This window comes from Hyphomicrobium sp., assembly GCF_003987855.1.
GTDB lineage: Bacteria > Pseudomonadota > Alphaproteobacteria > Rhizobiales > Hyphomicrobiaceae > Hyphomicrobium_B.
In genome coordinates this window covers 1-23478 of the sequence record NZ_RXIZ01000013.1, presented here as the reverse complement: position 1 = coordinate 23478, position 23478 = coordinate 1, and the positions used below count along the sequence as shown (strand labels likewise).

21 protein-coding genes are annotated in these 23478 nt (G+C 61.5%); 11 read left to right on the top strand and 10 right to left on the bottom strand.

The window, feature by feature from the left end; all coding sequences use genetic code 11:
• The first annotated feature begins 83 nt into the window (after positions 1–83).
• On the top strand, positions 84–587 hold the full coding sequence (locus tag EKK30_RS11345; protein ID WP_290984864.1) for an MmcB family DNA repair protein: 504 nt from the start codon (positions 84–86) through the stop codon (positions 585–587).
• A gap of 17 nt (positions 588–604) precedes the next feature.
• Here the strand turns inward: EKK30_RS11345 and EKK30_RS11340 are convergent, their stop codons facing one another.
• Positions 605–1171 carry an ActR/PrrA/RegA family redox response regulator transcription factor gene (locus EKK30_RS11340; protein ID WP_035575650.1) on the bottom strand — a complete coding sequence of 189 codons (567 nt, stop codon included), beginning with the start codon at positions 1169–1171 and terminating at the stop codon, positions 605–607.
• Positions 1172–1330: 159 nt separating this feature from the next.
• A complete protein-coding gene (locus EKK30_RS11335; RefSeq protein ID WP_290984857.1) occupies positions 1331–2731 on the bottom strand; it encodes an ActS/PrrB/RegB family redox-sensitive histidine kinase in 1401 nt (466 codons plus the stop codon).
• A 288-nt stretch (positions 2732–3019) separates the two neighbouring features.
• Here EKK30_RS11335 and EKK30_RS11330 point away from each other — a divergent pair, with 288 nt between their 5' ends.
• The gene (locus EKK30_RS11330; RefSeq protein ID WP_290984853.1) at positions 3020–3625 is read left to right on the top strand and encodes an SCO family protein; all 606 of its coding nucleotides are present in this window, start codon (positions 3020–3022) and stop codon (positions 3623–3625) included.
• A gap of 191 nt (positions 3626–3816) precedes the next feature.
• Positions 3817–4587, top strand: coding sequence for a SprT family zinc-dependent metalloprotease (locus tag EKK30_RS11325; protein ID WP_290984850.1), 771 nt, complete (start codon positions 3817–3819; stop codon positions 4585–4587).
• A 2-nt stretch (positions 4588–4589) separates the two neighbouring features.
• On the opposite strand, the gene EKK30_RS11320 is transcribed toward EKK30_RS11325, so the two are convergent.
• Positions 4590–6938, bottom strand: a complete 2349-nt coding sequence (locus EKK30_RS11320; RefSeq protein WP_290984847.1) for a transglycosylase domain-containing protein — start codon at positions 6936–6938, stop codon at positions 4590–4592.
• 244 nt (positions 6939–7182) lie between these two features.
• On the opposite strand from EKK30_RS11320, the gene EKK30_RS11315 reads away from it, so the two are divergent.
• Together EKK30_RS11315 and EKK30_RS11310 are read left to right on the top strand one after the other, a co-directional pair.
• Positions 7183–8973, top strand: coding sequence for a cation:proton antiporter (locus EKK30_RS11315; RefSeq protein WP_290984844.1), 1791 nt, complete (start codon positions 7183–7185; stop codon positions 8971–8973).
• Between the two features lie 101 nt (positions 8974–9074).
• Entirely contained in the window at positions 9075–9533 is a 459-nt protein-coding gene (locus EKK30_RS11310; protein WP_290984841.1) for a DUF4112 domain-containing protein, read from the top strand.
• Between the two features lie 9 nt (positions 9534–9542).
• Here EKK30_RS11310 and gyrB read toward each other — a convergent pair whose 3' ends face one another.
• Together gyrB and recF are read right to left on the bottom strand one after the other, a co-directional pair.
• Complete coding sequence (gene gyrB, locus EKK30_RS11305) at positions 9543–11993, bottom strand: DNA topoisomerase (ATP-hydrolyzing) subunit B (RefSeq protein WP_290984838.1); 2451 nt, start codon at positions 11991–11993, stop codon at positions 9543–9545.
• Between the two features lie 159 nt (positions 11994–12152).
• Positions 12153–13316 carry a DNA replication/repair protein RecF gene (gene recF, locus EKK30_RS11300; protein WP_290984835.1) on the bottom strand — a complete coding sequence of 388 codons (1164 nt, stop codon included), beginning with the start codon at positions 13314–13316 and terminating at the stop codon, positions 12153–12155.
• A gap of 122 nt (positions 13317–13438) precedes the next feature.
• Between recF and EKK30_RS11295 the strand changes: the two genes are divergently transcribed.
• Positions 13439–13669 (top strand): DUF559 domain-containing protein, encoded by a 231-nt coding sequence (locus EKK30_RS11295; protein WP_290984832.1) that lies wholly within the window; start codon positions 13439–13441, stop codon positions 13667–13669.
• Between the two features lie 170 nt (positions 13670–13839).
• Here the strand turns inward: EKK30_RS11295 and dnaN are convergent, their stop codons facing one another.
• The 4 genes from dnaN to rpsT all read right to left on the bottom strand — a co-directional run bounded on the left by dnaN (position 13840) and on the right by rpsT (position 18217).
• A complete protein-coding gene (gene dnaN / locus EKK30_RS11290) occupies positions 13840–14958 on the bottom strand; it encodes a DNA polymerase III subunit beta (RefSeq protein WP_290984829.1) in 1119 nt (372 codons plus the stop codon).
• A 284-nt stretch (positions 14959–15242) separates the two neighbouring features.
• Positions 15243–16655, bottom strand: coding sequence for a chromosomal replication initiator protein DnaA (gene dnaA, locus EKK30_RS11285; RefSeq protein ID WP_290985292.1), 1413 nt, complete (start codon positions 16653–16655; stop codon positions 15243–15245).
• A 218-nt stretch (positions 16656–16873) separates the two neighbouring features.
• Positions 16874–17284: a rhodanese-like domain-containing protein gene (locus EKK30_RS11280; protein ID WP_290984826.1), complete on the bottom strand. Its 411-nt coding sequence runs from the start codon at positions 17282–17284 to the stop codon at positions 16874–16876.
• Positions 17285–17950: 666 nt separating this feature from the next.
• The gene (gene rpsT, locus EKK30_RS11275) at positions 17951–18217 is read right to left on the bottom strand and encodes a 30S ribosomal protein S20 (RefSeq protein ID WP_290984823.1); all 267 of its coding nucleotides are present in this window, start codon (positions 18215–18217) and stop codon (positions 17951–17953) included.
• A gap of 299 nt (positions 18218–18516) precedes the next feature.
• Between rpsT and EKK30_RS11270 the strand changes: the two genes are divergently transcribed.
• Together EKK30_RS11270 and EKK30_RS11265 are read left to right on the top strand one after the other, a co-directional pair.
• Positions 18517–19101 carry a hypothetical protein gene (locus tag EKK30_RS11270; RefSeq protein ID WP_290984820.1) on the top strand — a complete coding sequence of 195 codons (585 nt, stop codon included), beginning with the start codon at positions 18517–18519 and terminating at the stop codon, positions 19099–19101.
• Positions 19102–19144: 43 nt separating this feature from the next.
• On the top strand, positions 19145–19774 hold the full coding sequence (locus EKK30_RS11265; protein WP_290984817.1) for a hypothetical protein: 630 nt from the start codon (positions 19145–19147) through the stop codon (positions 19772–19774).
• Between the two features lie 4 nt (positions 19775–19778).
• Here EKK30_RS11265 and mutM read toward each other — a convergent pair whose 3' ends face one another.
• Positions 19779–20660, bottom strand: coding sequence for a bifunctional DNA-formamidopyrimidine glycosylase/DNA-(apurinic or apyrimidinic site) lyase (gene mutM / locus EKK30_RS11260; protein WP_290985289.1), 882 nt, complete (start codon positions 20658–20660; stop codon positions 19779–19781).
• Positions 20661–20737: 77 nt separating this feature from the next.
• On the opposite strand from mutM, the gene ubiE reads away from it, so the two are divergent.
• The 3 genes from ubiE to ubiB form a co-directional block, all read left to right on the top strand.
• Entirely contained in the window at positions 20738–21514 is a 777-nt protein-coding gene (ubiE, locus tag EKK30_RS11255) for a bifunctional demethylmenaquinone methyltransferase/2-methoxy-6-polyprenyl-1,4-benzoquinol methylase UbiE (protein ID WP_290984815.1), read from the top strand.
• A gap of 121 nt (positions 21515–21635) precedes the next feature.
• Positions 21636–21932: a hypothetical protein gene (locus EKK30_RS11250; RefSeq protein ID WP_290984812.1), complete on the top strand. Its 297-nt coding sequence runs from the start codon at positions 21636–21638 to the stop codon at positions 21930–21932.
• A 217-nt stretch (positions 21933–22149) separates the two neighbouring features.
• A partial coding sequence (gene ubiB, locus EKK30_RS11245; protein WP_290984809.1) for a 2-polyprenylphenol 6-hydroxylase occupies positions 22150–23478 on the top strand: 1329 nt, incomplete at its 3' end.

Genomic DNA, 23478 nt, shown 5'->3' with positions numbered 1-23478 from the left:
TTCCGACGCGATGTCGAGCATCGAAGCCGCCGCCGACGCTGCCCGCTTGTCTGCAACAGTCGCACGGTCATAATGGCGGCACCATGACCGACGGATCGCCTTCCTCAACGAAACCTTTCGACCTTGTCCCGATAGCGGACAAAGCCCGCGATTATGAACGCGCCAAGACGATTCTCCGCGGCACCCAGCGCCTGCTCCGCACCCTGGATTTCGAAAGCCTGAGCGAGGTCACTCTTGCGAGCGGGCGGCGCGCCGATGTTCTCGCTTTGAGGCGCAACGGCGAGATCTGGATTGTCGAAATAAAATCGAGCGTCGCTGACTTTCGCGCCGATCTGAAGTGGCCGGAATACCGGGAGTTTTGCGACGCGCTTCTCTTCGCGGTTGCGCCGGATTTTCCCTCCGAGATCTTACCCACCGACGCGGGACTGATCCTGGCGGACGCCTATGGCGGTGAACTCGTGCGCCCGCCACCCGTGCAGACGCTGGCTCCGGCGCGCCGCAAGGCGTTAACCTTGTCGATCGCGCGCACGGCATCGATGCGCCTCCTCGCGCAGATCGATCCGAGCGTCACGCTCGGCGAAGTTTAGAAAATCGCGAACAGCGCTTACTTCGGCGCGCGCTTGGCGAGAATGCGCTGCAGCGTACGACGGTGCATGTTGAGACGGCGCGCGGTCTCCGAGACGTTGCGATTGCAAAGCTCATAGACGCGCTGGATGTGTTCCCACCGCACGCGATCGGCCGACATGGGATTTTCCGGCGGCGGCGCCTTTGCATCGGTCGGCGCAAGCAGCGCGTCCGTGACATCGTCGGCATCAGCTGGTTTCGCGAGATAGTCCACAGCGCCGAGCTTCACCGCCGAAACCGCCGTTGCGATGTTGCCGTAGCCCGTCAGCACGATGGCGCGTGAATCCGGACGTGCCTTCGCAAGCTCCGCGATGACATCCAGACCCGATCCATCTTCCAAACGCATGTCGACGACCGCGAATGCCGGCGCTTTCTCTCGGATCAGATCGACGCCTTCGGCAACCGAATGCCCGAAGCGCACTTCGAATCCGCGAAGCTCCATTGCCCGCGCCAAACGTTGCAGGAATGACCGGTCGTCGTCGACGATGACCAGCGAGCGGTCGGCCGGCAATTCATCCTGCTTGAAGGACAGGTCTTCGGTAACCAAGGGAGCCTCCCGGTTCACGGTTTATCCGTCTGCTTTTTACACGACTGGCTATAATCTTACGCGGCCTAAAGCCCTGCAACCCCTTAAGCAAGCAAAAACCCAACCAAAAGGTTACTCGAAGGGCAACAGAAGATAGGTCTTTCACGGCAAATTGCCAGCTTAAGCGACGTTCAAGGGCATGCCCCGGCGCCCGGGCCAGTTGAAAGCACCCGGAGGCAGCTCGAAAGCCGTTCTTGGCCATGAAATCTGGACGTTAGCCCCTCGCCGGGGCGGCGTCAGATTGCTGAAGGTTACCGTCGCCCCGGACCGCTCGAGCAGCGTCTTGGCTATGAAAAGACCAAGCCCCAGCCCGGAATGGCCCTGCTCGCCGTTTTCCTCATACCGGCGCGATGTGATGTATGGCTCGCCGATGCTGTCCATCATTTCCGGCGCGAACCCAGGCCCGTCGTCGGTGATGGTGAAGAAAACGTGCGAGCCGTTCCACCGCGCCGAAAGTTGCACTTCCGACTGTGCAAAGCTGACGGCGTTCTCGATGAGGTTGCCCAATCCGTAGATCACGCCCGGACGCCGGTGCGCGACAGGCTCGATACGCACTTCATCATCAAGACCTGGCAGAGGACTTGCCGAGATGATGATCCGCTTGCCTGCCGCGCGATGAACAGCGGATGCTTCTTCCAGGAGCTCGACGACGCTCAGGCTGGCGTGCATCGGATCCTGTTCGTCGGGCTTGCGCGTCAGCTTCTGAAGAATCTCACGGCAGCGGCGCGCCTGGCTGTGCAGAAGCTGAAGATCCTCGCGATAGCGACTGTCGCTGCCGAGTTCGTACTCCAGTTCCTTTGAGACGAGAACGATGGTCGAGAGCGGCGTGCCGAGTTCGTGCGCGGCCGCTGCGGCCAAACCGTCGAGCGCATGGAGACGCTGTTCGCTCGCCAGCACCATGTCGGTTGCGGCCAACGCCGCCGACATCTGCCGCGATTCCTTGTTGAGGCGCCACGTGAAGAATGCCATGAACGCCATCGAGGAGATGAGGGCGATGAGTGCCCCGATCTTGTAATCGCGCGGCAGATCGAACCGCGTGCCGTTATACCACGGCAGCGGATGATGATGGTCGATCAGCACGAGCCCTGCGACGATCACCATGCTGCCGAGGAACACCGTGTAGCGCGGTGGCAAAGTTGCCGAGGCGACCGTGATCGGCGCTACCATCAGGATCGCAAACGGATTTTGAATTCCGCCCGTAAGATACAGGAGAGCGGCGAGCTGCAGCACGTCATAGGCGAGAAGCACGAAAGCGAAACGAGTCGTGAGGCGGTATCGGGCCGGATAACGAATGGAGAGAAAGACGTTAAGCCATGCTGATAGCGCGATCAGCATGAGACAGCTTCCAATGTTGAGCGGAAAGCCGTAGAGCAGTGTCACCGCTGCGATCGCCGCAAGCTGACCGAGCACCGCGACCCAGCGCAGGCGTACGCTCGTCACGAGCCGAAGTTGGCTCTCGCGCTCGTTGACGATGCCCTTGAACAGGGGCGCCGCAGGCGGACCATCGGTTGACGTTCTCATGAGCGAAACATTCCAGTTTACGACGTCGTGACTTCAGGTCGCACAGTCACGGCGCCCGCGCCGTGCTCGATACTACCCGATGAGAAGGATGTTTAGCATTGCCAGGATTGCCGTAGTACCCCATGTGAGCTTGATCCCACGTAGGACCATCTTCTCGCCGCCATCGAGTCCACAGAAGGCATGCGCAGTCCATTGAGAGGCCTGCTTACAGGCGAGTGCCGCGAATGGCGATCGCTCGACAATGATAAACGATCGACTTAGCTAACGCCCGACGGAGACATTGAAGTAATGAACCGCACGACCATGGCGCTCGCCTTTGCAGGTCTCTTGACCGGCGTCGCTCTCGGATTCCTCGCACTCCGTCCCGGCGCGCCATCAACCGACAACCAGACCGCGGTCAGCGGCAAGCCGTCCGTCGGTGGACCATTCACTCTCATCGATCAGACTGGCAAGCACGTCACCGACAAGGATTACCGCGGCAAGTACATGCTGGTGTTCTTCGGTTACACAAATTGTCCTGATATCTGCCCCGCGGGCCTGCAGGTGATGTCCGCTGCACTCGACAAGCTAGGCAAGCGCGCCGAAGACATCGTCCCGGTTTTCATCACGCTCGATCCTGCGCAAGACACGCCTGAACGGCTCGCAACATACGTCAAGTCATTCAACCCACATCTCGTCGGCTTGACCGGCAGCGACGCCGACATCGCTGCGACCGCAAAAGCATATCGCGTCTATTATCAGAAGGTTCCGGACGACAAGGATCCGACCCGCTACACCATCGACCACTCCGCGATCTTTTATTTGATGGGCAAAGATGGAGCGTTAGTTGCGCCGATACCGCACACGAACGACGTTGATCAACTCACGCTCGCATTAGACAAGGCGCTCTCTTGATTGAGTTATGCTGTACCTCATGCTGAGACCCGTCCGCCACACATTCACATGCTGGCGCATCAGTGTGACATTGAAACTGGAGCGACGACGCGAACCTTGATAGGTCATTTTAGTGCTGTATTGATCCAGCAAACGCGATCAGTACTTCGTAGCATCACTTGGATGCGCGTCGGCTTTTGGGGGCAGAGCGCATGGGGATCATGAACGGGCGACGCGCCATCGACTTGAATTCAAAAAACAGATCCGTGCGCCTCGAAGATATCGGCGCGCAGTTGGAAGTACGTAGACATCCGGGCGCCCGTCGCTTGACGCTGCGCGTCAGTCGTACACGCCGCGCCGTCATCGTCACGCTTCCCCTGCAATGCGATCTCGACGAAGCGGGAAGTTTCCTCAACCGCCACATCGACTGGGTGCGGGCGCGTCTCGACAGTTTGCCGAACCATGTTCCTTTCGAAGATGCCGCCGCGATGCCGCTGCGCGGCGTCCCTCATATGATCGCCTTCACGGGCAATACGCGTTCGCGCGTCATCTCGATCGACAAGCGCAACGGCGCACGTCCCTCGATCATCGTCCCAGGCGACAAGACCCTCGCTTCCAATCGCCTCACGCGCTGGCTCTTCGAAGAAGCCAAGCGGGATCTCTCCGCGAGCGTCGAAAAGCACGCGGGGCCGCTGGCCGTGAAGGTGAAGCGTATCGGCGTGCGCGATCAGACGAGCCGCTGGGGCTCATGCTCGACGACGGGCGCGCTATCGTTCTCCTGGCGATTGATCCTCGCGCCCTCGTTCGTTCTAGACTATGTTGCCGCTCACGAAGTTGCTCATCTCATCGAGATGAATCATGGCCCGCGCTTTTGGGCACTCGTAAAGAAGATCTGCCCAGAGTTCGAAGCCGCCAAAGATTGGCTTCAGGTCCTGGGCCCCGATCTACATCGCTACGGCCCAGCGCGCGGCCGCGATCACTGATATCACCGCAGGCTGCTGAGCGGAATTGTCCCGCTTCGGACTTGCGCCGAGTTCGGCGTAATGACCGCTGCCGGTTTCTCACCCTTAGTGGGCGTCGTTTCGAGCGCTTGCTCGATGAAATCTTCACCGATGCCGTTCGCCGGATGCGAGGCGCGTGAAGCCGCTGGCGCTGCGGGCACAGGCGCCGACTCGACCGGAGAAAACTGCGCCGCCTCTGACGGCCGATTATGATCGCGCTGCCAGGGCACCATTTGCTTCGCCTCGACGACGCGCTGACGCGAACCTGAGGCCAGGCTTCCCCAGACCGCAATTTCCATTTCTGGGTTCGATGGGACGGTTCCCGGCAGCGGCAATGACGGCAAACCTTCGTGCGCAGCGCGCATCACCTGCCGCCAGATATCGGCAGGCAGGCTGCCACCGGTCGCGCGGTTCATCGGTTTGCCGTTGTCGTTGCCAACCCACACGCCCGCCGTGAGCTGAGCGGTGTAGCCCATGAACCAGGCATCGCGAAAATCCTGTGTCGTTCCTGTCTTGCCTGCGACCGGTCGATCCGCGAGCGCCGCGCGCTTCCCCGTCCCATAGACGACGGCGCCGTTCAGCATGTCGTTCAGCGCACCGATGCGTTCGGCCTCCGCGATCGGCTGAACATTGGCGGGCGGTTCGTACTGGAAGAGAACGCGGCCGCTCTCGGTGGTAACGCGCGTGATCGCGTGCGGGGTAACCGGATGTCCGCCATTCGAGAACGATGCGTACGCGCCGGCCATTTCCATCAGCGTGACTTCCGACGTGCCAAGCGCGAGCGAAGGCCCGTCGTGCAGTTCGGACTTGACCCCGAGCCTCTGCGCAAGATCGATCGCCGTTCCCTTGCCGATCGACTGATTGAGCCTGACCGCGACGGTGTTGATCGATTGCGCGATGGCGCGACGGATCGGAATGGGGCCGGCATATTGCCCATTGTCGTTCTTCGGCGACCATCCGCCGACCGTGATCGGCCCATCCTCTACGATGCTGTCCGGCGTCATGCCTTTGTTGAGCGCTGACAGATAGATGAAGGGCTTGAACGCCGAGCCGGGCTGGCGCTTTGCCTTTATCGCGCGATTGAATTGGCTTTCCGCATAGTCCTCGCCGCCGACCATGGCGCGAATGCCGCCGTTCGCATCGAGCACGGTCAGCGCCGCCTGCGTGGCGCCGTAAGCCTCGCCCCTTTGCGTGAGCGTCTGCGTGACGATTTCCTGCGTGCGGCGCTGCAAGGTCTTGTCGATCGTCGTTTCAATAATGAGGCTCTGCTGATCATCAGCGACGATTGCCGGCAGCTGATCGAGAACATAGTCGAGCACATAGCCGGAATCGGTCGATGTCTTGGCCACCTTCTGTTCGTTGAAGACCAGCGTCTGCGCCAGAGCCTGCGTTTCCTGCGCCTCGGAAATGAAGCCCGCGTCGAACATCTTCGTGATAACGACGCGCGCCCGTGCGCGTGCGGCGCCGGGGCTGGCCGCGGGCGAATATTTGGAGGGCGCTTTCAAAAGCCCCGCGATCAACGCGGCTTCGGGAATGGTGAGTTCGCTCGCCGGCTTGTCGAAATACCTTTCGCTGGCGGCTTCGACGCCATAGGCGCCGCCGCCGAAATAGACCTGATTGAGATAGAGCTCGAGGATCTCGGGTTTGCTGAGCCGTATTTCGAGCCAGAGCGCCAGACCAAGCTCGGCGATCTTGCGCGACAGCGTTCGATCCTGCGTCAGGAATAGGTTCTTCGCCAGCTGTTGCGTCAACGTCGAGCCGCCCTGAGCGAAGCGCCCGGCCCTGAGGTTGGCGAACATCGCGCGCAGCATGCCGACGGGATCGACCCCGTAGTGATCGAAGAACCGGCGGTCCTCGGTCGCCACGACGGCCGCAGGCAACGCCTTGGCGATCTTGTCGAGCGGGACGTATTCGTGCGGCGCACCCCGCTCCGCGAGCGTTGAGCCATCACGCGCCAGAACGCGGACGAGCGGCGCATGAGCGGCGTTGCGCAATGCCAACGGATCCGGAAAGATGACGGTGTAATAGACCATCATGAAAGCGAACAGGAGCATTGCGAGCCCGGTGACGAGCACGCCTGTTCCCAGCGCCACGCGATATTGAAGCTTGAGCTTTTTCCATCGGGGCACCGCTGCCACAGCTGGTGGGGCGGTAACCGGCGGTTCCGGTGCAGTATGATCCGCACTGAAAGCCTGCGATGCCACAGACTGAAACGATCCGGGCAGCGTCGGCGTCGGAGCATCGGCAGCCGTTCCCTTACGGCCCGGACCGATGAGCACCCTGCGGACCAGCCACAGTGCGAGACGCAAGACTGCAGCGATCGCGCGAAACACTTTCAAACCCTCGAAGGCGCAAACCCCTCCTCGCTGCCGCGCGCCGAAATCCGGCACGAGCGGACAGATACTCCAACAGATATCCTGTGTTGGCTAAGGCGACGTTAAGTCCGCCGATGACGCGCGAGCGGCAGCGCGAGTTGTAACGACGCGAAACCTCAGCAGGCTGAGGAGCGAGCACAAATGCCCTGTGGCGCGGCGTGGCGCCCGGCGTCATAGTCTTTACGGTTGTTAAGGAGAGGTGATGTCGGCGGCGGGCGATCTGGCAAGCTACAAGGACGCGCTATTGGTTCTCGGCACCGCCGGTGTCGTCGTGCCGTTGCTGCATCGCTATGGGGTCAGCACGGTTTTAGCGTTCCTTCTGACGGGCGCCTTTCTGAGCCCAGGCGGCCTCGGCGCACTCACGCCATACGTTCCGCAACTCACCTGGCTGACGATTACCGATACGGAACGGCTATCCCAGTTCGCTGAATGGGGCGTCGTCTTCCTGCTTTTCATTATCGGACTTGAGCTCTCGTTCGAACGTCTGTCGACGATGCGCCGCCTCGTGTTCGGACTTGGCGCGTCGCAGGTCGTCGTCTCGGCGCTGCTCATTGGCCTGGTTGCATACGCCCTCGGCCAGCCGCCCGTCATTTCGTTGGTGATCGGTTCGGCGCTCTGCCTGTCTTCGACCGCGATCGTCATCGAGATGCTCGCCAACCAGAAGCGGCTTTCCACGACCGTGGGCCGAACCAGCTTTTCGATCCTGCTCTTCCAGGACCTCGCCGTTGTCCCGATCTTGATCCTGATCGGCATTCTCGAGCCGGGCAACAAGGGCTCTCTGTTCCTCGGTATCCTGACCGCCATCGTCCAGGCCTGCGCCGCGCTCGTCGCCATCGTCGGCGTCGGCCGTTACGTCCTGAAGCCTCTGTTTCGTCTCGTCGCGCAAACGCAAAACGAAGATTTGTTCATTGCCACGACATTGTTCGTGGCTGTGAGCACCGCGTTCGTCACGGCCGCCGCCGGCCTCTCGCTCGCGCTCGGCGCCTTCGTCGCCGGCCTGCTGCTCGCCGAAACGGAATACCGCCGCGCGGTGCAAACCACGATCGAACCCATAAAGTCCCTGCTCCTCGGCGTCTTCTTCTTCTCGGTCGGCTCCCAGCTCGATCTGAAATCGCTCGTCTCGGCCCCTGCGGCGATTCTCGCGGCAACCGTTGGCCTGCTCGGTCTTCAGGCCGGCATCATCTACGGCCTCTCCCGCCTTTTCGGCGTCGCGCGCGGCGCAGCGCTAGAAACCGCGGCTCTGCTCGCGCCGGGCGGCGAGTTCGCCTTCGTCATCCTGACGCTCGCACTCGAATCCCATCTCGTTAGTCGCGAACTGACGAGCATTCTTCTCACGTCCGTCTCGCTCACTATGGCGCTCATCCCGGCATGCGCCCGCCTCGGGCGTTGGCTCTCCAAGCGAAACGCGCCGCCCGCCACGGTCGATCCCGCGCTCACAGCGTCTCCCGCGACAGAAATCAACGTGAAGGCGCTCGTCGTCGGATATGGCCGCGTTGGCCAGCTGATCGGCGATCTGCTCGCCGAGCACGGCATCCGCTACATTGCCGTCGATCGCGCTCCAGGGCTCGTCGCCAACGCGCGCGCCGAAGGCAAGCCCGTATATTACGGCGACGTCCGCAACGTCGAATTCCTCGAACACTGCGGGCTCGACGCCGCCAAAGCGGTCATCATCACGATCCACACCCAATCGGAAATCGACGCCATCGTGAAGGCGATCCGCCCGCGCCATCCCAACCTTCTCATCGTGTCCCGCGCCAAGGACGCTGCGCATGCGCGCCACCTTTACGAAATTGGCGTCAACGATGCCGTGCCCGAAACGATCGAGGCAAGCTTGCAGCTGTCCGAAGCCGCTCTTGTCGGCCTCGGCATTCCAACCGGTCTCGTCATCGCGTCGATCCACGAGAAGCGCGACGAATTCCGCAACGATCTCCAAGGCGCAGCGACGAAGGCCGGAACCGAAACGCGAGCGCTCCCCGGCCGCAAGCGCGTGTGAAAAGCCCGCAGCGCATTTCGCGACACTGGGCTTGCGCCGGAACTTGTCGTCCCCACATCACGTTCCCTTGCGGCGTGTGAGAGAAGGAACGGCTCAGGCCCATGTCATCTGTCTTCGAAAGACTGCAGCAGCCACGTTTCGGCGGGGCGAGCCCGAGCCGAGCGGCTCCTGGCGACTTCGACGAAAGCTTTGCGCGCATCGAAGCGCTGGCCAAGATGCTTGACAGCGCCATTCGCATCCCCGGCACGAATGTCGTGATGGGCCTCGACGCCGTCCTCGGCCTCGTCCCCGTCATCGGCGATGCGATTTCGGGCGCGATCGCGAGCTATATCATCTGGGAAGCTCGTCGGCTCGGCGCACCGCGCTGGCTCATTGCCCGAATGGCGATGAACACGACGCTCGACACGGTGGTGGGCAGCATCCCTCTGGTCGGCGACCTTGCCGACATCGCTTACAAATCGAACCTGAAGAACATCGCGCTTTTGAAGCGGCACGCCGAAAAGAACGCCGCCCGCTATGGCCGCCGCACGATCGAGACGACTTACTCGGTCGTGCGGTAGCCGGCGACGCTAAACGTCGAGGTTCGAAACGTTGAGCGCGTTCTCCTGGATGAAGTCGCGGCGCGGTTCAACGACATCGCCCATCAGCTTGGCGAAGATCTCGTCGGCTTCCGCGAGATCGCCGACCTTCACCTGCAGCAGCGTGCGGACGTCCGGATCAAGCGTCGTTTCCCAGAGTTGCTCCGGGTTCATCTCGCCCAGGCCTTTGTAGCGCTGCAGGTCGAGCCCCTTGCGGCCCGTCTCATACACGGCGTCGAGCAGCGAGCGCGGCCCGGTGACAATATCGGTCTTGTCCTTGCGCTTCAGCTTGGCTGGCGTGTCGTAGACTTCCACGAGATGCGCGTGCCGCTCATTGAGCTTGCGCGCGTCGAGTGAGCCAAGAAGCGCGCGATCGAGAATGTGCACTTCGGTGACGCCGCGAACCTCGCGCTTGAAAATGTAACCGTCGTTGCCGTAACGGCCTTCCCAGCCGGTCTCCATTTCTTCCGCGATCGAATCCAGGCGTTTGGCGATGCGCTCGGCGATCGCGTTTGCCTTTTCCGCCGATGGCGTATTCAGGATGGCGGCATCGAACACGCCGCCAATGGCGCCCTGCTCTGCCACGTCGCGATTGTAACGTGAATGCAAGCCGTTGATGCCGCCCGCAATCTGGCGAGCCTGCTCGACGATGTCGCGAAGATCGCGGCCAGCACGCTCAATGCCATCACCGGTTACCAGCACCGCGTCGACCAGACCTTGGTCGATCAGATAGTCCTCGAGCGCGCGCTGATCCTTGAGATACGAATGCGCCTTGCCCTTCGCCACTTTGTAGAGCGGCGGCTGAGCGATATAGACGTGACCCTTGTCGACCAGCTCGGGCATTTGCCGATAGAAGAACGTCAGCAGCAGCGTTCGAATATGCGCGCCGTCGACGTCGGCGTCGGTCATGATGATGACCTTGTGATAACGCAGCTTGTCGAGCTTGAACTCGTCGCGGCCAATTCCGGTGCCGAGCGCGGCAATGATGTTCGTCACCTGCTCCGACGACAGCATCTTGTCTGTCCGGGCCCGCTCGACGTTCAGGATCTTACCTCGGATCGGGAGAACAGCCTGAAACTCGCGCTTCCGGCCCTGCTTCGCGGAGCCGCCTGCGGAGTCGCCCTCGACGATGAAAAGCTCCGTCTTCGATGCGTCGCGATCCTGGCATTCCGCCAGACCGCCGGGCAGCCGCAGTCCGTCGAGCGCGCCCTTGCGCCTAGTTAGATCGCGAGCCTTGCGAGCGGCTTCGCGCGCCAGCGCTGCCTCAACGATCTTCCCGACGATGACCTTGGCTTCTTTCGGATGCTCTTCGAACCACGCGCCAAGCTGATCGCCGACAGCCGCCTCCACCACGGGGCGAACTTCCGACGACACCAGCTTGTCTTTCGTCTGCGAAGAAAACTTCGGATCCGGGACCTTGACAGAGAGCACGCACGTCAAACCTTCGCGCGCGTCGTCGCCCGATAGATTGACCTTCTCCTTTTTGGCGAGACCCGACTCTTCCGCGTATTTGTTGACGATACGCGTCAGCGCGCCTCGGAAACCGGCGAGATGCGTGCCGCCGTCGCGCTGCGGAATGTTGTTCGTGAAGCAGAGCACGTTCTCGTGGTAGCTGTCGTTCCACCACAGCGCAGCTTCGACGGTGATCCCGTCTTTTTCGGCGTTGATGAGGATCGGCTCAGCGAGCGCCGACGTCTTCGAGCGGTCGAGGTAGCGAACAAAAGCCGCGGTGCCGCCGTGGTACATGAACTCTTCGCGCTTCACGTCGGCGTGGCGCGCGTCGGTAAGCACGATCTTGGCTCCCGAGTTCAGGAACGCAAGTTCGCGCAGACGATGTTCGAGCGTCGCAAAGTCGAATTCGGTGACGTTGTGAAACGTCTCGGTGCTCGGCAGGAACGAGACTTCGGTGCCCCGTTCTTCGCCCGCATCACCGACGACCTTGAGCGGCGCGACGGCATTGCCGTTATGAAATTCGATGAAGTGCTCTTTGCCATCCCGCCAGACCCGGCACTTCAGCCACGTCGAGAGCGCATTGACGACGGACACGCCGACGCCATGCAGGCCGCCGGAGACCTTGTAGGAATTCTGGTCGAACTTGCCGCCCGCGTGAAGTTCGGTAAAGACGATTTCCGTGGCCGAGCGTTTCGGCACGTGATCGTCATCGCGCTTGATCCCGGTCGGAATACCCCGGCCATCGTCGCGCACTGTGCACGAGCCGTCGGGATTGAGCGTGACGAGACACGACTTCGCATGACCTGCCAGCACCTCGTCGATGCCGTTGTCGACGACCTCGTAGATCATGTGATGCAGACCCGAACCGTCGTCGGTATCGCCGATATACATACCGGGGCGTTTTCGAACCGCATCGAGCCCTTTCAGCATCTTGATGCTGTCTTCGCCATAGTCCTCGGCAGGCGTTTTCTTGAGCGGTTGGGCGGTCATTTCGGGGCTTTCTCAGCGGACGGAACTTCGATCGTTTTCAATAGCACAAACGGGCTCCAAAATCCGCAAGAAATCGTCAGATTTCCAGACCAAAAACGTCAGCCATTTCAGTGTTTTGCATGGGGGCTTGGATGTGGCCGTTTGTCCCTCTCGGGCGGCCTACCCGAGGGCCTCGATTTTTCCCTCGTTCACGCCCCAGAATCGCGCCTTTTGCCGAAGCGCCGAAAACGCATCCGCGTCGGTTCCGGTCATCCACGCTTGGGCGCCAAGACGCAGAATTTCCTCGAACAGGGCCCCTCGCCGGTGGACATCGAGATGGGCCGTGATCTCATCGAGCAGCAGGATCGGCGCCGCGCCCTCCTGCCGCTCGGTCAACAGCTCGGCATGAGCGAGAACGAGCCCGAGCAGCAGGGCTTTCTGCTCGCCCGTCGATGAGTGCCGCGCTTCGAGCGCCTTGGGTCCGTGTTCGACGATAAGATCCGAGCGGTGCGGCCCGTCGAGCGTTCGACCTGCGGCGCGATCGCGTTCGCGCGTCTCCCGCAGCGTTCTCGCATAGGCATCTTCCGCTTCGACTGCCGACATACGGCCAAGGTCGTCCTCGATCTCGCCCTCGAGCCGGAACGCCGACCAGGGAAACGCGGAGTTCGGATCGCGTGCACGGCGCTTTTCGACGATCCCGCGCATCGCGGCCACTGCTTCGAGCCGCGCCGCCGCGACGGCGATGCCCGTTTCAGCCATCACTTGTTCGAAACCGGCGAGCTGCGCGTTGTCGCGCACGCCATCGGCCAGCAGGCGATTGCGGCTCGTCATGGCTCGTTCGAACCGGCCCGCGATCATTCGATAGCCGTGATCGAAGCAAAGGATCAGCCGGTCAAGAAAGCGCCGCCGCTCGGACGCCGGCCCCGTGAAGAGCCCGTCCATCGCCGGCGTCACCCACACGATTTCCAGGTAGTCGGCAAGAACGCCCGAACCCGACTGCGCGACGCCATCGATGCGGACGATGCGACCCGCGCGTTCGCCACGCTCCTTGGCGACGGGCGCAAGGCCCGTGCCAAGGTCAGCCGACCCGGCGAGCGTATGCGCACGGGCCGCAACCGCGAAACCGCCATCCCCCAACGCGCGCGGCAGATCGACGAACGGTACACGCCGAAGCCCCTGCCCGGGAGAAAGTAGCGACAGCGCTTCGAGAAGATTGGTTTTGCCCGACCCGTTCGCGCCGACGATTACCTGCGGGCCGGCGTCGGTCGTCACGCTCGCCGACGCGTAGCTTCGGAAATTCGTCAGCGTCAGCCGCTCGACCCAGAGTGCATTTGGAATGGTCATTGGATGCGCTTATCACCACGCGGCAGAGTTTAAAATATAAGTGCCGTCCTCTCTTACCGCTTCGAAGGGAGAGGGTTCTAGGTGAGGGGCTGCAGAGCGGTAATACCAACGAGAGCCAAGCGATGCGCGGAAGCCGCGCCAACGGGACCTCAGCCGAAGATACGCTTTGGTTCCAGTTGAGAGATCGCCACCTCGGCGGCTTTAAGTTCCTCCGCCAATTCCCGATCGAGCAGTATTTCGTGGATTTCGCCTGCCGCGAGCAACGTCTCATTGTCGAAATTGACGGCGGAACGCATGGAACCCAGACCAAATCGCCAGTGACGGCGAGCGCGACCAACGCTCACGGGACCTAGGCTACAAAATTGTCCGGATCCAAAATCTCGGCGGGATTGAAAATATCGACGGCGTCTTGGCTGCGGTGTTGTACGAGCTCGAAAGGCGCAACTGCTGAAGCGTGGCCGCCCCTCACCCTGACCCTCTCACCATTGAGCGCAGTAATGGGCAGAGGTAAGAGGCAAAAGCCTCACACCCGCATCGGCATCAGCACGTAGAGCGCGCTGCCGTCGCCACCGTCGCGCACCATGGTCGGCGAGCCCGGATCGGCAAGCAGGAAGCGGGCATCCTCGCTTTCCAGCTGATCGGCGATGTCGAGCAGATAACGCGCGTTAAAACCGATTTCCAAAGGCCCAGCGCTGTAGCCGACGGTAATCTCTTCCGTCGCGCTGCCGCCTTCCGGGTTGTTCACGGTCAGGATCAGCTTGTCTTTGCTGACGTTGAGCTTCACGGCGCGTCCACGCTCGCTCGCGATCGTCGACACGCGGTCGACGGCCGCCTTGAACGAGGCGTTCGGCACCTTCATTTCCTTGTCGTTGTTGTGCGGAATGACGCGGCCATAGTCAGGGAACGTGCCGTCGATCAACTTCGACGTCAGCACGACCGAGCCGATCTCGAACCGCACCTTCGTTTGCGACACGCCAACCTTCACCTTCGCGCTCGAATCTTCGAGCAATCGCGCAACTTCATGCACCGTCTTGCGCGGAATGATCACGCCAGGCATGCCCTCCGCGCCTTTTGGCAGCGGCAGTTCGACTTGCGCCAGGCGATGACCGTCGGTGGCGACTGCCCGAAGCACCTTCGTCCCAGCTGTCTCTGCCGTGTGCAGGTAGATGCCGTTGAGATAGTAGCGCGTCTCTTCCGTCGAGATCGCGAACCGCGTCTTGTCGATGAGCCGCTTGAGATCGCCTGCTTCCATCGTGAACTCGTGTCCGATCTCGCCGACGGCAAGATCGGGAAAATCGTCGGCCGAAAGCGTCTGCAGACTGAAGCGCGAATGCCCGGACGTGATCGTCAGGCGCTCTTTGTCGCCGTCGCGCTTGATCTCGATCTCCGCGCCGTCGGGAAGCTTGCGAACGATATCGTGGAGGACGTGCGCGGGAACGGTAAGCGTACCCGGGGCGGTCACCTTGGCGCCCACGCTCTCGCTCACTTCGCGTTCGAGATCCGTCGCCTTGAACATCAAAGCGTCGCCGGCGGCTTTGAGCATGATGTTCGACAAGATCGGGATCGTGGTCCGGCGTTCGACGACACTCGTGACATGGCTCAGCGCCTTCAAGAGTTCCCCACGTTCGATCTCGAGACGCATCGTTTTCCTCAGCTATGGAAGCGTGCGCGGAGCAGCTGCCCCGGGCTCGCTGCAGCATCACGCACAAAAGACGAATTTTGGCGCAGACGCGCCCATGGGCGGAATCGCCCGCGGAGCCGGATCAGACCCGAAAGAAGCCGGCTTTTCAAGTAAGATGTATGGGTCAGCGCATAATCTGCGTGATCGCGCCGCTCAACGGCGCTTTCCACATGGCAAGGCCGGCACTCCAGGGGGTTGAAATGCCGGCCTCACGTCGCATCAGGCCGCAAGGGGTGACTTTGCGGTCAGTGATTGAGAAGCCTCTTCAGCTCCTCAAGCTCGTCTCCGAGGTTCGGATTCTTGCTGATCTCGCCCTCGATCTTGCGGATCGCGTGCAGAACGGTCGTGTGGTCGCGACCGCCGAACCGCCGCCCGATCTCGGGCAGTGAACGGGCCGTGAGGTGCTTGGCAAGGTACATGCCGATCTGGCGCGGCCAGACGACCGAACGATGACGCCGTTGCGACAGCAGATCGCCCTTCGACACGCCGTAGTGGCGCGAGATGATGCGCAGGATGTCTTCGATCTTGATCCGGCGCGGCTCGAGGTTCTGCACGAGATCGCGGATCACCGTCTCGGCGATGTCGAGCGTGATCGGCGTGCGCATGTACTGCCACGTAGCATAGAGACGCGTGACAGCGCCCTCGAGTTCGCGACCGTTTTCCGTCAGGCGAAGCGCCAGGAGATCGATGACGTCGCGCGATAGCGAGAAAGAAGGATCGGCAGCGCGCTTCTCTGCCAGGCGCTTTTCCAGAACCTTGAGCCGCAGCTCGTGGTCGAGCGACTGCAGTTCCGTGACGAGGCCACGCTGCAAGCGCGACCGCATCCGCTCATTCAAGCGCTCGATCTGGTTGGGAGCACGGGCCGAAGCGACGACCACCTGCTTGCCGCCATCGAGAAGCGCGTTGATGATGTGATCGAATTCCTGCTCCGTGCGCTCGCCCTGGAGGAATTCAAGGTCATCGATCAGCAGCATGTTGATGTTGCGGAACCGCTCCTTGAAGGCCAGTGGATCGGAAGACCGCAAAGCTTCCACGAACTGATAACGAAAGCGCTCGGCCGTGAGGTAAAGGACCTGCGCATTGGGCGCGCGCTTCTTCACTTCCCAGGCGATGGCATGAAGAAGATGGCTCTTGCCGAGCCCGACCGCGGAATGAATGTAGAGTGGGTTATAGCCGGGAGCGCCCGTCAGAACCGTTTCGGCAACTTGCGTGGCGCCCGCATGCGCCATCCGGTTGGATGCGCCGACGACGAAGCTGTCGAATGTGTAGCGCGGATCGAGCGGCGAACCTTCCAGACCGCCCGCAGACGTCCGTTGTACGGGCAGGATCGGAGCCCTGAGCGCGCTGGCGGGGCGGGGAGCGTCGGCATGCATTGCAGGCGCGGTAGCCGCGGTCGCTGAATTTGCCGCCTCAGCGCGAACTTCGGCCGCCTTCTGCTGCACGACGCCAGGCTGACGCCAAACGACTTCGACACGTTCGGCGGTCGGGAACTCCACGCGCGAACAGCGCAGCAGATGTTCGGAATAGTGCTCTTGGATCCAGTTGCGCACAAACTTGACCGGCACCGAAACCTTGACGATCCGCCCATCGAAGCTTTCGAATTCCAGGCTTTTGAACCAGCTCGAATAGACCTCGTCGCCGAGCTGGACTTTGAGCATGGCGCGAACTTTGTGGCCACGGCCCTCGACAGCGCTTGCCGGGGTCTCCGCATCGCGCCCCGTCCCGGCGCCCTGAGACTCTGCCTGTTGTGCTACCTGCATAGTGATTTACTCCCGCTGATAACGCGGGACGCCCGGAAGCGTCCCCCCTCTTCATCGACCGGCATTACCCTCTGCCGTCCGATGCCTTGCCGTGTCGTCTTCCGAAAAGTGTCTTGCTAGCCCTGCACCCAATCGAGTCCGGAGAATTTCCAGCCGGCGATTTGGCTGCGATGGTGGCCAGAATCCAAAGGTCCTTCGAAGCCCTCCTTGACGTTGCGACAACGGCGAAATCCCGCCGCGGTCATTGCTTCTGCAGCCATTCGACTACGGCCGCCTGAGCGGCACAGAAAAAAAATCTCAGTACTTTTTTCGGCTCCCCGGGCAGCCAGCGCCGCCTCGAGTCGCTCAGTAAAATCTGCAGCGATCCGGTTGTCCGGGAACGTCTGCCACTCGATCAGCACGACCTCCCGGTTGATCCTCGAGAGATCCGGAACACCGACGAACGCCCACTCCGCGCGCGTTCGCACGTCCACGAGGACCGCCGTCGGATCGCTTTCGAGACGCTTCCAAGTATCGAGGACGGACACGTCCTCGACTCCCGGAGTCTCACCATTTTCCACGAGTTCCCCTCACGCGTTACACAGTAGAGATAAAGACCCGCTTCAAGGCAACTCTGAGAAAACCCAGACAATACCAAGCTGCTCTTGAGCTCGCCGAAGCAACGCCCAAGTAGAGATGCAGGTCTTTACCTATTTGACGATGCTTTCAGCGCATCCAGAACCCTCTGGAGCCGAAAGCTACGCTCGTCGAACTTACCTGTGCGAACGACCGCTTTTACCCCGCTGCCATCCACTGCCAAATTTACTATCCCTTAACCTTCTTTTCGACAAGCGCCTCTGCGTCGCGATTGAGGCGGAAGCGGCACCACAAAGTTGTCCACAGGTACTGGTGAAAACGCGAGTCAAATCGCAAGAACTGTGAATAAAGGCGCTGACTCTCTTCGAGTTTTTCCACCGTGACTTTGTCTGGTGTCGTGCCCGCAACAGCCGTCACCCATATGTCATTTTATTTTTGACCCCTCACCGAAAAAGCGCGTGGGGACTCATCCTCCGGCCAATGATCATCGTCGTTCTAGCCCGGGATTCCCGGGGTTTAATGACGCTAAAAAAACAGCGGGCCCGTTTTCGGACCCGCTCTTTACCGTGACGAATATGCAACGGGGAGGAAAATTGCCCACCCTGTTCACAAGTGTGTTATGCGCTCATGGCCTTGACACGCTGAGCCAGCCTGGAAACCTTCCGGCTCGCGGTCTTCTTGTGCATCATTCCCTTCTGAGCTGTGCGTACAAGGACCGGCTCGGCGGCTGCGAGCGCGGCCAGAGCCTTCTTCTGATCGCCGGATTGGATCGCCTCTTCGACGGTCCGAACCTCCGACTTCACCCGCGAACGGCGGGACTTGTTGATGTCGGTGCGGCGGGTCATTTGACGCGCGGCCTTCTTTGCCGACGACGTGTTAGCCATAGGAATGTCCTTACGTTAGTTGCGAATGCGCCGTCGCATTCGCAAACTGCTAAGCGAGGCAAAGGGTTGAAAAGATGAATGGTCGGCCCGGGGCTTTCGCGCCAGGCACGGTTTGCCGGGGGTATACCCGGCCCCGCCTCCCCGGTCAATCAAGCGCACACGGAAAAGCGCGAATCTGACACAACATCCAAACTTCTTCGCAAGCCCCGACCCCCGGGTCGCAGCGCGCCGCGGCTAGGGATGCGCTAGAGGCTTCCTACTTAATACCATCGTTTTGCCTGCTGGAGGCTTCCCATCGCATGCTGTCTTTGATCGGTTGGCTCTTTTCACTCGCGGCCGCAGTGTGCGCGACCATCTTGGCGACCGCCGCGGGCCAGCCGACATTGCAGATGCTCGCCGCGGCTGGCGTGTGCCTCGTCCTGGCGGTGCTCGCCATCCGCGACCACGAGAACCTCAAAGCCATCGGCGCGCCCAATGGTGCAGTCGCAAGCTCCACCGCCCGCTATCTCGGCCTAGTTTGGGCCTGGGCAGCCCTCTCGGTGCTCTTCACGTACGTCTTCATAATCGACAAGCAGTGGCACGAGTGGTGGCAGTTCTTCATCGGCTTCACGTTCGCCGCCGTGGCGAGCGTCGGCTTCGCCAATTTGCTCGATCGGGACCGGGCCGCCGGCCGGACCGACGACACACTCGTTCGCGTCGGCCGTGTGCTGGTGCAGGCGCAGCTGATCGGAATGATCGCCGGAATTATCAGTCTTTTCGTCGACAACAAATTTCCCCGCGCGGAAACGCATGCCGACTGGGCAGGCTGCAACATCTTCTTCTTCGGCGCGCTGGCGATTGCTGCCATCAGCGTTGATGCGTTACGGTCCCGCGCGCGCGTCTGAGTTTCAGGCTCGACGCCCGCCATCAACCGGGGACTTCGCCAAGATGACCTTGCGCCCTTCGCTTCCATTGCTGCTCTTGATGCTCGCGGTCGCCCTCGGCGCAATGTACATCGCCGCAGGATCTTTCCAGCGCGTGGAATCGGCAATCGTGGCTGCGGTCTTTGCAATCTTCATCAGCTTGGCGGCGATCCGCACGAACGCGCCGCTCTGGCGCGAAACCGGTTCTGATTCAGCATCGCAAAAACCAGCACAGCATGAGGCGCTGGCCATTAACATGCTTCTCATCGCCGTTGCTTTTCTCTGGTGCGGCTTGGCCTTTTACGCCGTTTATCTCTTCACCAGCGTTCGCTGGCAGCACGGCTGGGAGTACGGCTCGGCGTGCGTCCTGTTCGCGGTTCTTTACGGCTACCTAGCGCTGCGGCTGTCGGATCCCCGGTCAGCTGCTTCCCAGCAATTGGCGATGGACCGCATGGCGCGCATCGCCGGCTATCAAGCGCTATTGATCGGGATCGGCCTCCTCTGGCTGATCGGCGCCGGCAAGCTCGTGACGCACAAAGGGGACTGGGCCGCAAACCAGTTGTTCTTGGGTGGCGGCTTCGCGATCATGTGCATCAGCGTGATCCTGATCAAGACTCACGCCGCCTTGAGCGAACACCAAACCGCAGCGAGTTGAAGGATCAGCGCTGGCAGCGCGGACAATAAAACGTCGCGCGTCCGGAGTGTACGGCACGACGAATCTTGCCCTTGCAATTTCCCGTTCTGCACGCCGTGTCTTCCCGGTCATAAACAGAAAATCGCTCCTGGAAGGCGCCCTTCTGGCCATCCGCCGCGCGGTAATCGCGCAGCGTGGACCCACCGGCAGCGATCGCGCGCTCGAGCACGTCCTTGATCGCCGCGACGAGCCGCACCGCCTTATCGGTCGGAGCCCCGCGCGCGGTCGCCAAACTCGAGGCGGCACGGTCCGGCGACAGGCGCGCCTGGTACAGAGCTTCGGACACATAGATGTTGCCCAGCCCGGCGATGACGTGCTGGTCCATCAGGAAGGCTTTGAGATTGACCTTTTTGCCCAGCGCCCGCGATGCGAGATACTGGGCTGTCAATTCATCGCTCAAAGGTTCGACGCCCAGTTTGCGGAACAGCGCATGCTCGCCGCGCAGCTCGTGCGGCATCATGACCATGAATCCGAACCGCCTCGGGTCGTTGTAGACGACCTGCGTCCCGTCCGAGAGATGCAGGACCACATGATCGTGCGCGGGATCAGGACCGGTCTCGTGGATGTACTCGCCCGGCCTATCGACGTGCCCGTCGTGGATGATCGAAAACCGGCCGGTCATGCCGAGGTGCATGACGAGATCTTCCCCGCCTGACAGACGCGCGATCAGGTACTTCGCGCGCCTCTCGAGCCCCACGATCTTCTGGCCGGCGACACGCCTTGCGAACTGCTCTGGCAGGGGAAAGCGCAGGTCTGGGCGGCGCGCGTCGAGTTTGGCCACCCGGCTGCCCACCAACACGGGCGCGAGCCCCCTCCGCACGGTTTCGACCTCCGGAAGCTCCGGCATGAACACGGACACCTGAAATTGACGATGAGACGCCGCGACGATAGCGCGGCGGCGCCGCAGCGGCTATGGTCCCGGATATGGATCAGAACGCAGAAAACGCAAGCCAGGGCACCGCGTCCTTCGGCTTCCGCACCGTCCCCGAGGGCGACCGCCAGGGCCTCGTCAACAAGGTCTTTGCGTCCGTCGCCGATCGCTACGACCTCATGAACGACCTGATGTCGGGTGGCTTGCACCGCCTCTGGAAGCGTGAGCTCATCACGATGCTCAACGCGCCGCGTGGCGTCGCGCCGTTCAAGCTTCTGGATGTTGCAGGCGGCACTGGCGACATTGCGATCCGCTATGCCAGGGACTCGGGCCCGAATGCGACCGCCGTCATTTGCGATATCAGTCCGGAGATGCTCGAAGTCGGCAAGCGCCGCATCGCCGATGCTGGTCTCGACAGTCGCATCAGCTGCGTCGAGGGTAACGCCGAGGAATTGCCCTTCGAGAGCGCAAGCTTCGACGCTTACACGATCGCGTTCGGCATTCGCAACGTGACCCACATCGATAAGGCGCTCGCCGAGGCCTATCGCGTCTTGAAGCCGGGCGGCCGTTTCCTCTGCCTGGAATTCTCCGAATGCCGCGTGCCACTTCTCGATCGCGCCTACGACTTCCACTCGTTTGAAGTCATTCCGAGACTGGGCCAATGGGCCGCTGGCGATGCCGATTCCTATCGCTATCTTGTCGAAAGCATCCGCCGCTTCCCGAAACAGGAGGCTTTCGCGGAGCTCATCCGGAAAGCCGGCTTCGCTCGCGTCAGCTTCCGCAATTTGACGGGCGGCATCGCCGCGATCCACGGCGGTTGGAAGATCTGATCGGCCACATCTGAACTACGTTTTAGCTCCAACAGCGCAACTTCCGTTGACGCTGGCATCCTCGATTCATAGCTTCCACACGGGGACGGGAAGAATGATTTCTTCTTTGGAGGTGGGACTCATGAAGACGAAGATACTGCTCTCTGCAATTGCCGTAGCCGTTGTTTCGCTGAGCGCCGGCGCAGCCAACGCTGGAGGCTGCGTAACGAAGGGCGCCGTCGCGACCTCGTCGTCGGCCGATTCCGCGCGCTGGTTCGCCATGGAAACGATGGTCCAGAACGTCAGTTGGGGTCTATGGCCGGGCTTTCTGGCGAACGGCCAAGTTGAAGGCTACAAAGTGATCAACAAGAAGTATCGCTGCAGCCCGAACGGCGGCATGGTCACCTGTCACGGCCGCGCGACCTTCTGCAAACTCTAAAGACTACCGGCACATCATCAAAATAGCGCCCGCGGCAATCCGCCGGGCGCTATTTCTTTGTCCGCAGGTTGTATGGCAACCCTGGCATCTCCATCAAGCAACCGAGGCTCCGCTTAACGGTTTTTACCCCTTGAGCCGGCTACACTTGACCGGACTTGGTTGCGGCGCAATGTGCCGGGACTGCGCCTGCAAATATTAGGACGACGAAATTACGACGATGCCCGGAGCGCTTCTCAACACGCTAAGACTCGCGCGCGCCGGTTTCGTGCTGGCCCAACACGGCGTCCGGTTCGTGCCAAAGGGCATGCCGGTGCCGCTGCCCCTGAAGATCGCTCGTCTCGCCACGCTGCCGATCCAAGTCGTGGCTGCCCCCTTCCGCAAGGACGAAAACCGTTCGACGCGGGTCGCGACGGCGCTGACTGCACTTGGCCCGAGCTACGTGAAACTCGGTCAGTTTCTTGCCACGCGCGCCGACGTCATCGGACCGGAGTTGTCGGATGACCTGAAAAATCTGCAGGATAAGGCCGAGCCATTTTCGATGGCCGAAGCTCGGGAAGCGGTGGAACGCGCGCTCGGCGGCAAGCTCGAGGATCATTTCATTGAGTTCGGCCCACCTGTCGCCGCCGCATCGATCGCGCAGGTTCACAAGGCCTGCGTGCTCGACAACGGCGTCAGGAAAACCGTCGCCGTAAAGATCCTGCGTCCGAATATCGAAAAGCGTTTCAATCGCGATCTCGACAGCTATTACTTCGCCGCTCGCTTGATCGAGCGCTTCTACCCGCCCGCGCGACGCCTGAAGCCCGTGGCCGTCGTCGACAACCTGAAGCACACGACCGACCTCGAGATGGATCTGCGGCTGGAGGCCGCCGCCATCTCCGAGATGGCGTCCAACATCAAGGACGACGAAGGCTTCCGCGTTCCCGAAATTGATTGGCGGCGAACGGCAAAGCGCGTGCTGACCGTCGAATGGATCGACGGCACCCCGATCGCTCAGCGCGAGAAGCTTAAGGAAAAAGGCTTCGATACGGCCGCACTTGGCTTCACGGTGCTTCGCTCGTTCCTTCGCCACGCGATGCGCGACGGCTTCTTCCATGCCGACATGCATCAGGGCAATTTGTTCGTCGACGATCAAGGCAAGATCGTCGCGGTCGATTTCGGCATCATGGGCCGATTGGGTTTGCCGGAGCGCCGCTTCCTTGCCGAAATCCTGCATGGCCTCATCACACGCGACTACCATCGCGCCGCCGCCATTCATTTCGAAGCGGGCTACGTGCCCCCGCATCACAGTGTCGAGGAGTTCGCGCAGGCCATGCGCGCCATCGGCGAACCGATCCAGGGCCGGACAGCCGAAGAGATCTCGATGGCGGATCTGCTGGGCCAGCTCTTCGCCTACACCGAAGTCTTCGACATGCAGACGCGGCCAGAGCTGATCCTGCTTCAGAAGAGCATGGTGATCGTCGAAGGCGTCGCCCGTGATCTCAATCCGTCTCTCAACGTTTGGGTCGCTGCGGAACCTGTCGCGCGGGAGTGGATGGAATCGAACCTC

Coding starts and splice junctions, on each gene's coding strand:
- EKK30_RS11345 (WP_290984864.1), top strand. CDS start 84: ATGACCGACGGATCGCCTTCCTCAACGAAACCTTTCGACCTTGTCCCG.
- EKK30_RS11265 (WP_290984817.1), top strand. CDS start 19,145: ATGACCTTGCGCCCTTCGCTTCCATTGCTGCTCTTGATGCTCGCGGTC.
- EKK30_RS11330 (WP_290984853.1), top strand. CDS start 3,020: ATGAACCGCACGACCATGGCGCTCGCCTTTGCAGGTCTCTTGACCGGC.
- ubiE (WP_290984815.1), top strand. CDS start 20,738: ATGGATCAGAACGCAGAAAACGCAAGCCAGGGCACCGCGTCCTTCGGC.
- EKK30_RS11270 (WP_290984820.1), top strand. CDS start 18,517: ATGCTGTCTTTGATCGGTTGGCTCTTTTCACTCGCGGCCGCAGTGTGC.
- rpsT (WP_290984823.1), bottom strand. CDS start 18,217: ATGGCTAACACGTCGTCGGCAAAGAAGGCCGCGCGTCAAATGACCCGC.
- EKK30_RS11310 (WP_290984841.1), top strand. CDS start 9,075: ATGTCATCTGTCTTCGAAAGACTGCAGCAGCCACGTTTCGGCGGGGCG.
- EKK30_RS11335 (WP_290984857.1), bottom strand. CDS start 2,731: ATGAGAACGTCAACCGATGGTCCGCCTGCGGCGCCCCTGTTCAAGGGC.
- gyrB (WP_290984838.1), bottom strand. CDS start 11,993: ATGACCGCCCAACCGCTCAAGAAAACGCCTGCCGAGGACTATGGCGAA.
- EKK30_RS11250 (WP_290984812.1), top strand. CDS start 21,636: ATGAAGACGAAGATACTGCTCTCTGCAATTGCCGTAGCCGTTGTTTCG.
- dnaA (WP_290985292.1), bottom strand. CDS start 16,655: ATGCTCAAAGTCCAGCTCGGCGACGAGGTCTATTCGAGCTGGTTCAAA.
- EKK30_RS11325 (WP_290984850.1), top strand. CDS start 3,817: ATGGGGATCATGAACGGGCGACGCGCCATCGACTTGAATTCAAAAAAC.
- EKK30_RS11315 (WP_290984844.1), top strand. CDS start 7,183: ATGTCGGCGGCGGGCGATCTGGCAAGCTACAAGGACGCGCTATTGGTT.
- dnaN (WP_290984829.1), bottom strand. CDS start 14,958: ATGCGTCTCGAGATCGAACGTGGGGAACTCTTGAAGGCGCTGAGCCAT.
- mutM (WP_290985289.1), bottom strand. CDS start 20,660: ATGCCGGAGCTTCCGGAGGTCGAAACCGTGCGGAGGGGGCTCGCGCCC.
- recF (WP_290984835.1), bottom strand. CDS start 13,316: ATGACCATTCCAAATGCACTCTGGGTCGAGCGGCTGACGCTGACGAAT.
- EKK30_RS11295 (WP_290984832.1), top strand. CDS start 13,439: ATGCGCGGAAGCCGCGCCAACGGGACCTCAGCCGAAGATACGCTTTGG.